The organism is Paenibacillus sp. D9, assembly GCF_001188365.1.
GTDB classification, from domain to species: domain Bacteria; phylum Bacillota; class Bacilli; order Paenibacillales; family Paenibacillaceae; genus Paenibacillus_O; species Paenibacillus_O humicus.
Genome location: NZ_JZEJ01000001.1, coordinates 2,038,472 through 2,051,328, shown reverse-complemented (window position 1 = coordinate 2,051,328; position 12,857 = coordinate 2,038,472). Strand labels below are relative to the sequence as shown.

11 protein-coding genes are annotated in these 12,857 nt (G+C 59.4%); 6 read left to right on the top strand and 5 right to left on the bottom strand.

The window, feature by feature from the left end:
* The first annotated feature begins 136 nt into the window (after window positions 1-136).
* Entirely contained in the window at window positions 137-1,207 is a 1,071-nt protein-coding gene (fni, locus tag VE23_RS09430) for a type 2 isopentenyl-diphosphate Delta-isomerase (RefSeq protein WP_048745330.1), read from the top strand.
* A gap of 42 nt (window positions 1,208-1,249) precedes the next feature.
* On the opposite strand, the gene VE23_RS09425 is transcribed toward fni, so the two are convergent.
* The 3 genes from VE23_RS09425 to VE23_RS09415 are packed head-to-tail and all read right to left on the bottom strand — an operon-like array spanning window position 1,250 to window position 4,787.
* The gene (locus VE23_RS09425) at window positions 1,250-2,362 is read right to left on the bottom strand and encodes a Ger(x)C family spore germination protein (RefSeq protein WP_049867844.1); all 1,113 of its coding nucleotides are present in this window, start codon (window positions 2,360-2,362) and stop codon (window positions 1,250-1,252) included.
* Window positions 2,359-3,459, bottom strand: a complete 1,101-nt coding sequence (locus VE23_RS09420; RefSeq protein ID WP_049867843.1) for a GerAB/ArcD/ProY family transporter — start codon at window positions 3,457-3,459, stop codon at window positions 2,359-2,361. The genes VE23_RS09425 and VE23_RS09420 overlap by 4 nt, the downstream gene beginning before the upstream one ends.
* Window positions 3,456-4,787, bottom strand: coding sequence for a spore germination protein (locus tag VE23_RS09415; protein ID WP_048745362.1), 1,332 nt, complete (start codon window positions 4,785-4,787; stop codon window positions 3,456-3,458). The genes VE23_RS09420 and VE23_RS09415 overlap by 4 nt, the downstream gene beginning before the upstream one ends.
* Window positions 4,788-4,998: 211 nt before the next feature.
* On the opposite strand from VE23_RS09415, the gene VE23_RS09410 reads away from it, so the two are divergent.
* Window positions 4,999-6,090 carry an MBL fold metallo-hydrolase gene (locus tag VE23_RS09410; protein ID WP_232316854.1) on the top strand — a complete coding sequence of 364 codons (1,092 nt, stop codon included), beginning with the start codon at window positions 4,999-5,001 and terminating at the stop codon, window positions 6,088-6,090.
* Between the two features lie 104 nt (window positions 6,091-6,194).
* Complete coding sequence (locus tag VE23_RS09405; RefSeq protein WP_049867842.1) at window positions 6,195-6,551, top strand: cupin domain-containing protein; 357 nt, start codon at window positions 6,195-6,197, stop codon at window positions 6,549-6,551.
* Window positions 6,552-6,646: 95 nt separating this feature from the next.
* Here the strand turns inward: VE23_RS09405 and VE23_RS09400 are convergent, their stop codons facing one another.
* Window positions 6,647-7,201 (bottom strand): phosphatidylglycerophosphatase A family protein, encoded by a 555-nt coding sequence (locus VE23_RS09400; RefSeq protein WP_083436320.1) that lies wholly within the window; start codon window positions 7,199-7,201, stop codon window positions 6,647-6,649.
* Between the two features lie 138 nt (window positions 7,202-7,339).
* Here VE23_RS09400 and VE23_RS09395 point away from each other — a divergent pair, with 138 nt between their 5' ends.
* From VE23_RS09395 to VE23_RS09385, 3 genes are all read left to right on the top strand, one after another.
* A complete protein-coding gene (locus tag VE23_RS09395) occupies window positions 7,340-8,425 on the top strand; it encodes a GerMN domain-containing protein (RefSeq protein WP_049867841.1) in 1,086 nt (361 codons plus the stop codon).
* Window positions 8,426-8,606: 181 nt separating this feature from the next.
* Window positions 8,607-9,353 carry a ribonuclease PH gene (rph, locus tag VE23_RS09390; protein WP_049867840.1) on the top strand — a complete coding sequence of 249 codons (747 nt, stop codon included), beginning with the start codon at window positions 8,607-8,609 and terminating at the stop codon, window positions 9,351-9,353.
* Entirely contained in the window at window positions 9,350-10,147 is a 798-nt protein-coding gene (locus VE23_RS09385) for a non-canonical purine NTP pyrophosphatase (protein WP_049867839.1), read from the top strand. Before rph ends, VE23_RS09385 begins: the two co-directional genes overlap by 4 nt.
* Before the next feature lie 646 nt (window positions 10,148-10,793).
* Here the strand turns inward: VE23_RS09385 and asnB are convergent.
* Window positions 10,794-12,638, bottom strand: coding sequence for an asparagine synthase (glutamine-hydrolyzing) (gene asnB, locus VE23_RS09380; protein WP_049867838.1), 1,845 nt, complete (start codon window positions 12,636-12,638; stop codon window positions 10,794-10,796).
* Window positions 12,639-12,857 lie beyond the last annotated feature (219 nt).

Here is a 12,857-nt window from a genome sequence, read left to right as displayed (position 1 = left end):
GAATTGCCCCGGCCTGTTTGCCCAGCAGGTCCGCCCGGGGTATGATAAGAAGAATGACTAGCGGAAAAAGACAATCGATCACAATCGACTAGGGCAGCAACCGCGTTCGATATAGCGATAATGAAGGAGTCTTAGGATGAGCAGCTCACGATATCAGGATACTTCCGGCGGCGGGACGGAGCAGCGCAAGGCCGAGCATATCCGCATCTGCCTCGAGGAGCAGGTGCAGGGAACGGGTGCCGGCAACGGACTGGACCGTTACCGCTTCCTTCATAACGCCTTGCCCGAGCTGGACTGGGCGAGCGTTTCTTTGGATACGGACTGGCTGGGCATTCGCATGAAGGCGCCGCTGCTCGTGAGCTCGATGACGGGCGGGACGGACGAGGCGGGCCGAATCAACCGGGGTCTTGCCGAAGCTGCCGAGGCGCGCGGATGGGCGATCGGGCTGGGCTCGATGAGAGCCGTATGGGAGAAGCCCGATCTGGCCGATTCGTTCCGGGTCCGTCGGGAGGCGCCGAGCGTGCCGATCATCGCCAATGTCGGAGCGGTGCAGCTCAATTACGGGCTCGATGCCGATGCCTGCCGCAGGCTTGTCGAAGCCGCGGAGGCGGATGCTCTCGTGCTGCATCTCAATTCCCTGCAGGAAGTGTTCCAGCCGGAAGGCGATACCCGATTCTCCGGCTTGCTGGCAGCGATTGAGACGCTCTGCCGGCATGCGGGCGTGCCGGTCGGCGTGAAGGAGGTCGGCTGGGGCATCGATCCGGACACCGCCGTCCGCCTGGCGGAAGCCGGTGCCTCCTTCATTGACGCCGCCGGCGCAGGAGGCACCTCCTGGAGCCAAGTCGAGAAGCATCGCTCGCGCAGCCCTCTTCGCGCCCAGGCGGCCGAAGCGTTCGCCGATTGGGGAATTCCGACGGCGGAGTCCGTCCTCGGAATCCGCCGCCGGCTGCCCGGCATGAAGCTTATCGCTTCAGGCGGATTGGCCAATGGAGTCGAAGCGGCCAAGGCGATTGCGCTTGGAGCCGATCTTGCGGGCTACGGCCGGGCGCTGCTGCCGGGCGCCGCAAGCGGAGCGGATGCGGCGCAAGCCATCTCCGGCCAAATGGAGAGGATCGAGTTCGAGCTGCGGACGGCGATGTTCGGCATCGGCGCCGGAACGCTTGAGCAGCTTCGCGGCCATGAACGGCTGAAGCCTGTCCACCCTTGACGAGGGAGGACAGGCTTCTTCAATTCCAGATCGGTACCCGGTCTATTTGATCAATCCCGTTCCTTGGATTTTCACCTTCGCCTGAATTTCGAATTTGAGCCTCGGATACATCTCCAGCCACTCCTGATAGGCTCGGGAGCTGAGATGAGTAGCCCGGTAGCGGAGGCCGAAGCCGAACGGGTCGACGCCTGCCTTCTGGATTTTTTGGAAGAGGGCCATCGCATCCTTCTCGAGGTCGCGCTCGAACATTTTCTGCAGCTCGCCCCAATCCTGGTTGAACACATTGTTCGGCGCTTCCTCGATCGCGCCTGCTATGTTCACCTTCATCTTCAGGATTCCGTTGCTGCTGACCGTATAGCGAGAGGAGATATCGGTCGCGGTGAGGATGATGGGATGGCCGTCAAGCTTGGTTTTGATGATGGAGTTCACATACTGCTGGTCCAGCTGGTTGAACAGCTGGGTTTCCTCCGGCGTGAGAATGGTTCGGACCTTGGTTTTGTCCAGAAGAGCGAGGCGGTCGACTTCATATCCGTTGCCGGTCGTGCGGATGACGGGAAGATAGGGATCCATCCCTTTCTCCGTCCTTCTCCGCTGCAGATCGAACAGATGCTCCGTGCGGATATAGGAAGAGCGGGTGCCGTCCCCTCCGAAGGTAAGAAACAGCGAGTTGCCGGAGTACCTTTCGGACAGGGGCATTTTCTGCAAAATGTCGTATCCCTGGCTGCCGGCCATGGCGACATACGCCGAGCCTTGAATATCGCGGCGCCGGACCATCCAGTCCACCGCATCGCTGATATCGTCATGGCTGAGCTTCTTCCCGAGCACGAACATTTTGCAATGCCCCAGATCGAGCTCCTTGTCCAGCAAGGCTTTGATCCGCCGGACGCCTTCCGATATTTCGGCCGCTTCGATCGTTTCCACCTGCGATTTTTCCATGCCGGGCTCGATTTTGGAATTCGGAATCGACAGGCGGAGCGTAATGCGGTAAGGCTTCTGCTCGCTGCCGGACTTGTCGATCGCCACGGCGACGACAAAAAAACGCTTGTCGATATCGACGAATCCGCATCCTCCGAGCGGCAGCAGGAGCAGCGCCATAACGGCCAGCAGCCAGGATCGGAGCGGCATCATCCTCTTGCGTGCCGCACGGCTCTTCATATCGGCTTCTTCCTTCGCCACGACACGACGATCAGGAACAGCACGGTCGCCGCCTCGAGGAACATGCGGACGATGAGCCAAACCTCGGCGATTTCGAAATCGATCCTTTCGTTCAAGAACAAGAGCCCTACGAATGAAAGGACGAAAAAAGAGCCGCACACCCACCAGTTGGCAGCCGGGGCGATGCTGTAGTCAACTTTGAATTTATATTTTTTGCTCACGCTGAGAATGAACTCCATCGACTGGTTCCATCCCGTAATCGCATACATAAGGGACAGTCCGAGATACAGGAACAGGAAAACGAACACGACACGCTCAATGAAGCCGTATCTCATCGTCATGGAATCCGCCGTTTGCGTCCACACGTACAGGTAGCGCTCCACTCCCATCGTTCCGTGAAAGCCGATCGGGAGGAAGAAGGTCGCCAGGAGAATCAGCGTGCCGGTTGCGGGAATGATCCATCGTCCCTTCAAGCGGAAGTTGGGCGGGTTGACCCGATTGAAGATGGCCATATTGATATATCCTGTGAAAATAAAGGTTCCGGCTCCGACGCTCGACAAGGTCGGAAAGCGGTTCACGTATTGCGCGATCGTATAGATGGCGTCCCAGCTCAAGTCCGGGCTTCGTACGCCCTTGAAGAGAATGAGCAGCACGAGCGGGGCGACCAGCAGCATCGTAATCTCCAGCAGGTAGAGGATCGTCAATGCCGATCGCGTCGCTCCGTAAACGCATAACAGGCCGAGAATGAGGTACAGGTTCCACGCGGGCTGGTCGGGAGTGAGCACTCGGTTCATGAGCAGCGTGAAGCCGATCAGCGCGAAGCTGGAAGCGAAGAACCACATGAATGCATATACGGGAAGCAGCGTTTTGACGAGCCATTCCGGCAGGAAGAGCCTCAGGATCTCCGGCAGGCCCAAGCCGGGGAATTTGGACAGCGCGCTGGTCGAAGCATAGGCGAGCAGCGTTCCGATGACGAGAGCGACGATAAGCGAGGATACCGCCCCGTTCAGCCGGTTTTCGAGCAGGACGGCGGGCACGTACAGCATGAGATTGAGCATTGCAACCATGACGAAGCTGTAATAGAAATAGCGGTTCATTCGTGGTTCACCTCTCCGATATCGGTATGCTTCAGATCCCCGGGCAGGATCAGCCGGAAATAAGGCCTGCCGAAGCTTCGCTGGTTGCATAAGTAGATGACGAAGAAGAATAGTCCGCAGGCAACCCCCGGCAGGCCGAAGAAAATGGCGAGCAGAATGAGCGGGTATTTAATGAAACGGACCGACAGCGAGAGAGAGTAGACGGGAATGACGAAATTGGAAATGGCCATCACCGACGTGACGATGATCATGATGCTGCTGACCAGGCCGGCCTGCTGGGCCGCCTGGCCGAGGATGAGGCCGCCGACCGTCGTAGCGGTGGAGCCGATGTATTTGGGCAGCCTGACGCTCGCTTCCACGAGCATCTCGATCATGAAGAGCATGATGAATACTTCCACGAAGGAAGGATACGGAACGGCCGCCCGGCTGCCCGCTATGGAGAAGGCGAGCTGCACCCGGAACAGCTCCGGGTTGTAGGAGACGATGGCGATGTAGAGGGCGGGCAGCGTCGTTGTGAGCAGCAGGGCGCAAAAACGAAGCGACAGAAGCAGAATCGACATCCAGAAATTCTCGTACCGGTCTTCCGTGGCGACCATGAGATCGAAAAACGTGATGGGCAGGATGATGGCGAACATGCTTCCCTGCATCATGACGATGACCTTTCCGTTGGCCAGCCCCCGGGAGACGCGGTCGACCCTCTCGGTGATGAGCTCCATCGGGAAGAGCCGCTTGCGGTTGTCGTTCAGCGCCTTGGCGAGCTCTCCGGTTGCGCTCAGGATATCGGTCTGGATGCCGCGGATTTTAGCCCGGACGAGGCTCAGCACCTTGGGATCCGCCCTTCGCTGATCGAACATCATGAGGATCTGGGTTTTGGACAAATAGCCTACCGTATATTCTTCCACCTGGAGATCCGGGGTGGCATAGCGGGCCCGTATGATGTTGGCCGAGTCCGAGAGATCCTCGCTCAGGGCGATTTGCGGCCCTTCAATGGAGCTCTCCACGCTCGTTTGCGGCGAGGTGTTGCGGATGACCTTGGCCGCGAAATAGCAGAAGAAGCTCTGCTCCACCTTGAGAAGCACATAACCTCTCAGCATCAGATCGGTCCAGATGGCGGGATCCTCCACCGGCTTGAAGGAAGGATCGCTCCTCACCACGTCGGCGAACGGCTTCAGCTCTCTGGAGAAAGGAACGAAAATAGCGTCGTACAGCTTGTTTTCTTCGACCAGGGTCGCGATGTACGCGACCTCCAGTATGAGCGAGCCGTTGCTGATCCGATGCGTTTTCACATCGTTGGATGTAGCGAACAGCTCGTTGATCCGCTGCAGCACGGGCGTCTCCTCCATTTTCCAAGTAAGGGTTAGTATGCCTGCTTGAGGAAGAAATTATGTTGTCTTTTGCCGACCGGCGGCGGTATGCCTTACAATGAGGGGACAACGAGGGCTCAAGGACAGATTCCTCCCGGCTGCAGAGGCTTTGCCAGGCATCATCGCAATCCGCCGGGAACATCGTGCGTCGAGCGAAGAAAGCGTGGTTGATAGCGTGAGTGGAACAGCGAAGGAAAGAACTGATGAAGGCAGAGGGATTTCGGATCGGGAGGATGGCGGCGAGACCGCAGCCGAAAATGCGGCCCAACGCGGAGACACGGCGGCGGAACGGCTGGAGAACGGCTGGTTCCGGGTGAAAATTCCGCTGCCTTATTCGCTGCGCTATGTGAACAGCTATCTGATTCCGGAGGCGGACGGCAGCTGGACGCTGATCGATCCGGGTCTGAATACGGCTGAATCCCGGGATATTTGGCTGCGGGAGCTGAACCGCCTCGGAATCCGCTTCCGCGACATCGGCCGCATCGTGCTGACCCATCAGCATCCCGACCACTACGGCCTTGCCGGCTGGTTCCAGCTGCAAGCGGGCTGCCCGGTGCTGATGACGGCCGAGGCAGGACGATATGCCCGCAGGCTGTGGGGAAGCGGCAGCGTTTTTGCCGCCGAACTGACCGGCTGGTTCCGGAATCACGGCATGCCGGAGGAGCTGCTGGTCCAGCTCGGCCCGCATCTGGCGTCCTTTCGCGAACGGGTGGAGCCGCAGCCCCGGCTCACGGATCTGGAGCCGGGAAGCCGGCTGGATATGGGCGGGGAGAGCTGGCAGATCATCGATGCGCCGGGACATGCCGGCGGCGGAGTATGCCTGTACAGCGATGCCAGCATGACACTGATCGCAGGGGATCAGGTGCTGCCGCGCATTACGCCGAATATCAGCCTGATTCCGGGGATGCAGGAGGACCCCGATCCGCTCGGTTCCTACCTGGACAGTCTCCGGGAGCTGTCGGGCCTTGAGACGAGGCAGGTGCTGCCGGGCCATCGCGACCCGTTCCCGGATGCCGGCCGACGGGCCATGGAAATCATCGCCCACCACGAGCGGCGGCTGGAGCATCTGCTCGGCTTGCTGGCGGAAGGGCCGGCCAGCGCGTTCGACCTATGCGAACGGGAATTCGGTACCCATCTTCGGCATAACATCCATAACCTGCGCTTCGCGATGTCCGAGACGCTCGCGCATCTGGCGCGGCTGGCCAAGCGCGGCAAGGCAGCCGTTTCCGGTCCGGCCGGCGGACCGTGGACATATGCTTCAGCTTGAGCCTTGATCATCCGATAATGGAGAGGGATTAGGCGGCGCTTCTGCTCATCGTTTAGGAATGGGGTCTAGCGCCTGACAAAGCATACCTACGAGGAGGAACGCGGATGAAATTTTATGCCCTGCCGGGAAAAGAACGGTCGGTCGAAGCATACGGCAGCAAGGGAGCGATGTTTTCCGGCATTACGAGGCATGACGGCCGCATCCAGTTCAGCAGCTTCCGCATCGAGCCGGACGGAGTCGTCGGGCGTCATCCGGCGGCGGTGAGCCAGCTGTTCCTCGTCGTCGACGGGGAAGGCTGGGTCAGCGGCCCGGACGGGCAGCATTATGCAATCCGCACCGGCCAGGCGGCTTTCTGGGAACCCGGCGAAAGCCATGAATCCGGTTCCCGCACCGGAATGACCGTCCTGCTCGTCGAAGGAGAGGAACTCGTCATCGAGATGCAGGAGCTGGCCTCGCTGTAAGCGGGGTCGCGGATCGGCAGAAGAGGACAGGGTGCATGAAAAAAAGAAGCTCTTCCCTTAGGGGCAAGAGCTTCTTTTTTTATTCTTAGCGGCGATTACGCCAGAGGAACCTCGTCGCTGTGCTCGTCCCGGTCGATTTCGCGCTGGGCTTGCTTGCGGTGGGCGATCCGGCTCGCGGCGGATGCCGCGATCGCGCCCACGATGTCATCGAGGAACGTGTGGATTTGTCCGTCGTTCTTGTCGTTCAGACGCACGAGAATGCCGGGCTTGAGCTTGTCGATGTACCCGAAGTTCGTGAGGCCGATGCTGCCGTATACGTTCACGATGGAGAGGGCCAGAATCTCGTCGCAGCCGTAGAGCCCCTCGTCGTTGCCGATCATGTCCTGCAGGGGAGGGATCAGCTTGCCTTCCTCGGCGAGCACGTCGAGCTGGATGCCGGTCAGGATGGCGTTCTGCACTTCTCTTTTGGCGAGGACGGCATCCACGTTCTCCTCGCACTCCGCGATGGACAGATCCGGATAGTAGTCCTTTTGCAGGAACAAGGCCAATTCGGCGATCTGGGTTTTATTGACGCCTCGCTTCTCCAGCCATACGGCGGTCGCTTCCGCCACCGCCTTGCTGTTGAGCGCATATGTTCCGGGATCGGACATGTCTCTGCCTCCTAACATCATTTTTGAGCCAAGCCAGGTCTAAAAGGATGGTACAACCCATACACATAGTACTACAAAAAGAGCCAGTACCACCAGGCTGCGGCAAGCGGCCGGTTAACCCAAGGGAGGATATCGACAATGAAAAAACAGCGCTACAAATGGATTCGCCGGGCAGCTCTCACGGGCGCCCTTACCCTGCCGGTCGTCACGGCGGGCTGCGGCTGGTTCTCGCCGTCCGAAAGCAAGGACATCGATCCGCCGCAAGGAGTGACAGGATCGGTCCTTCCCGGCACGGATGCAGCCATCTCGGCTTCCTCGGACGGTGCGGCCACGGTCGCCGACCAGACGGCGGCAAGCGGCCTCACCGTCTATCTCAAAGACAAAAACGGCTATTTGGCGCCTGTCACGATTCAGGCCAAGCTGGACAGCAAGCTGACGCCGGAGGCGCAGGCGCTGGAGCTGCTCGTGAGCGGAGGGCCTTACGCCAAGCTTCTGCCTGAAGGCTTCACAGGCGTGCTGCCCCAAGGAACCGAGATCCGCAACGTGCAGATCGATAAAAAGACAGGCGTTGCATCGGTTGATTTCTCCAAGCAGTTTTACGACTACAACGAGCAGGAAGAGCGCAGCATTGTGGAAGCCGTCACCTGGACGCTTACCGGCATGGAAGGCGTAAGCGGCGTCAGCTTGTGGGAAGAAGGCGAGAAGCTTCAAGAGATGCCTGTAGGCGCCTTCCCGCTCGACCGTCCGCTGACGCGTGCGGTAGGGATCAATCTGGAAGCCCAGGACGGAGTCGACTACAGCCTTTCGACGCCGGTGACGCTGTACTTCTCCGGCATTACGGATCAGGATGCCCAGTATTATGTCCCGGTTACGCGCCTCGTTCCCCGTACGTCCAATAAGCTGGCATCGGCGATGAAGCAGCTGGCCGCAGGGCCGCTCGACGGAAGCAGCCTTACTCCTGTCTGGGTTCCGGACGTATCGGTCAAAACCCTGGAGCAGTCCAAGGGAACGGTCACGGTCGATCTGTCCGACGCCCAGTACAAAAAAGGAGAAGCTGCGCCTTCCGAAATGCTGCAAGCCGTCGTCCTGTCGCTGACGGAAAACAGCGGCGCGGGCAAAGTCCAGATCAAGCTCAACGGACAGTCCGACTTCAAGGACAGCCGCAACGTCTCCTATACCGAGCCGGTCAGCCGTCCGGAGCATCTGAACGCGTTCAAATCGTAAAAGCGGCCCCGGGCGGCCGGTAGCGGGAAGCCATCATGACCATGAACGGCCAGGGAGCGGGGAATACGCCTGCTCCTTTTTCGGCGTTGGCGGCAGAGGCTGCCCCGGGATGATTTTCCTCCTCCCGTCTGCTACAATGAGGGCTATTGCCGGATACGGCTTGAAGGAGGATGTTGGATCAATGAGAACGGACGGAAGACAATTCGGGCAGCTTCGCCCTGTGACGATCACGACGGGCGTCAATAAATATGCGGAGGGCTCCGTGCTGATCGAGGCGGGAGACACCAAGGTGCTTGTCACGGCGACTGTAGACGAGCGTGTCCCTTCTTTCATGAAAGGGCAAGGCAAAGGCTGGGTTACAGCCGAGTATTCCATGCTGCCCCGCTCGACGCATACCCGCAACCAGCGCGAATCCCAGCGCGGAAAAGTAGGAGGCCGCACGATGGAGATCCAGCGGCTGATCGGCCGCGCGCTCCGTTCGGTCGTCAACCTGCAGGCGCTGGGAGAGCGGACGATTACGCTTGACTGCGACGTGCTCCAGGCCGACGGAGGAACCCGCACGGCTTCCATCACCGGCAGCTTCGTAGCGCTTGCGCTTGCGGTGGACAAGCTGGCCCGCACAGCGTCCTTCTCCGTCTATCCGCTTACGGACTACCTGGCGTCCACAAGCGTCGGCGTCATCGCCGACCAGCCGCGGCTCGACCTCAACTACGAGGAGGATTCCAAAGCCAAGGTCGACATGAACGTCGTCATGACCGGGGCCGGCAAGTTCGTGGAGCTGCAAGGCACAGGAGAAGAGGAGCCGTTCTCGCGCGAGGAGCTCGATGCTCTTCTCGCTCTGGGAGAATCCGGAATCCGCGAACTGATTGAAATCCAGAAGCGGGCGCTCGGAGAGGCCGGAACGCGGATAGGGACGGTCCGGGCATGAGCGGGCTTCTGGGGGGCTCCGGACTCGTCGTCGTTGCAACCGGCAATCCCGGCAAGGTCAAGGAATTCGCTCATGCCTTCGCTTCGCTGGGCCTTGAAGTCCGGAGCTTGAAAGACTATGAAGGGATGCCTGAAATCGTCGAGGACGGCGACAGCTTCGCGGCCAACGCCCGCATCAAGGCAGGCCAGATCGGACGTCTGCTCGGCATCCCGGTGCTTGCGGACGATTCCGGCCTATGCGTGGATGCGCTCGGCGGAGCTCCTGGCATCTACTCGGCGCGGTACGCGGGACCGGGAGCGGCGGATGCGGACAACAACGCCAAGCTGCTGGCAGAGCTCGCTTCGGCAGAGGCGGTAGTTCCCGATGGAGCGGCGGAATCGGCTGAGCAATCTGCTGGAGCAGTTCCGCTTGGATCGGCGAAAAACCAAGCATCCGGCTCGGATGATTCGGATGGCGCTGGACATTCGCCGGTATCGAACGGAGCCTCGGATGGCGCTGGACATTCTCCAATAGCGGAAGGAGCCCCAGATGGCATTCATCTGCTAAGCACAGCTCGCTTCAAGTGTGCCCTCGCCCTCTATGTGCCTGCCGAAGAACGCTTTATCGAAAGCGAGGGCTCGATGGAAGGCTATATCATCGACAGCCCCCGCGGCGCAGGCGGCTTCGGCTATGACCCCCTGCTCTGGATCCCTGCCCTTCGCCGCACGGCGGCGGAGCTGAGCATGGAGGAGAAACAAGCCGCCAGCCATCGCGGCGCGGCGTTGCGCTCGCTGCTCGAAAAGCTGCAGGGCTGATTCAGCCGGTCCAGCAGTATCTATTGAGCAATCCGAAACAGGGGACTGTATTCAAGGTGTGATTGAACAACGAGCCTCTATATGGGACATACGGGCGTAAGTCGAGCTGCTGCTGAGTAGACCGCGAAGTTATCGGACCTGTGATCCGTTATTCTAGCTTTAACCGAGTAGCAGCGAAGTTAGGGTATATGCAATCCGATAGTTAAGCTGCAACCGAGTAGCCGTCAAGTATTGGAACATGCGATTCGGTATTCGAACTGTGACCAAGTAACCGCGAAGTTGTCGGACATACGATGCGTTAATTGAGCTGTAATCGAGTAACCGCGATTTTATCGGACATACGATCCGTTAATTGAGCTGTAATCGAGTAACTGCGATTTTATCGGACATACGATCCGTTATTTGTGAACAAATAGCGGGATACAGATAGTAGCGGTTCAAATAACGGAACTGATGTCCGTTAAAAAAATGAGAATGTTAGTTTTAGGCCAAATAGCGGATCTGATGTCCGATAATAAGCAGCAGATTCTCCAACGGGGTCGTTCCCGGATTCGAACGCTCATCGAACACCAGCGCCTGAATACCACCACCTATAAAACAAAGCCGCCGCGGCATCGCGTTTCACGCGATGCCGCGGCGGCTTTTGCTATCGGATCGACACCTTGTATTCCTTCAGCCAGCGGTTGACCTGGTAAAGATAGGCGAACAGCTGGGGGCCGGACATGAGCTGGCCGAACCAGGGAATATTGGAGCTGGCGGCGTCCGAGCCCGCGATCTCGCGGACTTTGGCCGTGTCGATGAGAGGGAGGATCGGAGAGGACGGATCGTCGAGCACACCCAGCAGCTTGGAGCGCACCGCATTCAGGTAGGCTGGATTGTGGGTTTTCGGGTAAGGGCTTTTTTTGCGGAAAAGCACGTCATCGGGCAGGACGCCGCGAAGCGATTGACGCAGAATGCCCTTCTCGCGATCGCCGGAGGTTTTGATCTCCCATGGAATGTTGAACACGTAATCGATGAGGCGATGGTCGCAGAACGGAACCCGGACCTCGAGCCCGGCGCCCATGCTCATCCGGTCCTTCCGGTCGAGAAGCGTCGGCATGAAGCGGGTGATGTTGAGGTAGGACATCGTCCGCATTTTGCGCTGCTTCTCCGTTTCTCCCTTCAAATGGGGAACGGCCGCAACCGCTTCTGAATATCGGTCGCCGATGTATTCCAGCGGGCGGACCCATTCCCGCATTTCCGGCGAGAGAAGTTCGGCCCTCATCCCCGAGGCGAGCGCCCATGGGAACGTGGAGGCGTTCAGCGACTCCTCGCGGTGGAACCATGGATAACCGCCGAAGACTTCATCGGCCGCCTCTCCCGAGATGGCCACGGTAACATCCTTCTTGATTTCCCGGCAGAACAGCAGCAGCGAAGCATCGACATCCGCCATGCCGGGAAGATCGCGCGCGGTCAGCGCGTCATCCAGAGCGGCGACCAGATCCGGCGTGTCGAAATAGACGTCGTGATGCTCGGTGCCGAGATAATCCCTCATTCTCTGAATCCAGGGGGCATCGGAGTTGGGCTGGAAGGCATGGGACTTGAAATGCTTGTCGTTGTCGACATAGTCGACGGAGAACGTATGCAGCTGCGCGCCGCCGGAGCGGTTCAGGAAATTCACGGCGAGAGAAGTCAGGGCGCTTGAATCCAGGCCGCCCGACAGCAGCGTGCCTATCGGCACGTCGGAGGCGAGCTGGCGCTCCAGCGTATCGCGAAGCAGCTCGCCGACATGCGCGGCTGTCTGCTCGACGCTGTGCTCATGCTCGCAGCTTCGAAGCTCCCAATACGTATGGGTACGGACGCCGCTGCGGTCGACGGTCATGCATTTTCCCGGCAGCAGCTCGGTGAGCTGGCTGTAGACGCCGACTCCGGGAGTCCGGGCCGGACCGACGATGAACAGCTCGGCGATTCCTTGAGCGCCGACCTCGGGCTTCACGGCGGGATGGGCGAGCAGAGCTTTCGGCTCCGAGCCGAAGATGAACTGGCCGCCAGCCTGGCTGATGAACAGAGGCTTGACTCCGACCCGGTCGCGCGCGAGGAACAGCTTTTCCTCCTTGGCATCCCAAATGGCGAAGGCGAAGATGCCGTTGAACTTTTCTACGGAAGCGGCTCCCCACTCCATATAAGAGGCCAGCAGCACTTCGGTATCGCAGGTCGTCGAGAAGACGCGCCCTCTGGATTCCAGCTCTCTTTTCAGCTCCGGCGCGTTGTACAGTTCTCCGTTATAAACGATGACGAATTTGCCGTCATCCTGATTGCGAATCATGGGCTGTGCGCCCTTCTCGGGATCCATCACCGACAGCCTGCGATGCCCGAGCGCGCAAGGTCCCGAGATCCAGGTGCCCGAAGCGTCGGGTCCCCGCAGGGCAAGCGTCGACGTCATCCGCTCCAGGTCGTCGCTGTGCAGCGTCAGGTCGCGATTCCAATCGATCCATCCGGTGAATCCGCACATGGGTTATTCATTCCTCTCTTGTTCTAAAAGGTCGGGCAAAAAAAGCGGAAACCATGAGATCATCCGCCTGATATCGTTTGCGGCGTCCGTACTTCGTCCGCCTGCTCTCCCCGAATCGATGCTTGCGGCATGAAACGACGTACTACCATGAATATGCGGAATTCAGGCATAACATGTCTGTCCGCAGGGAGACACTACAAAGGAATTTGACGGTTAAAG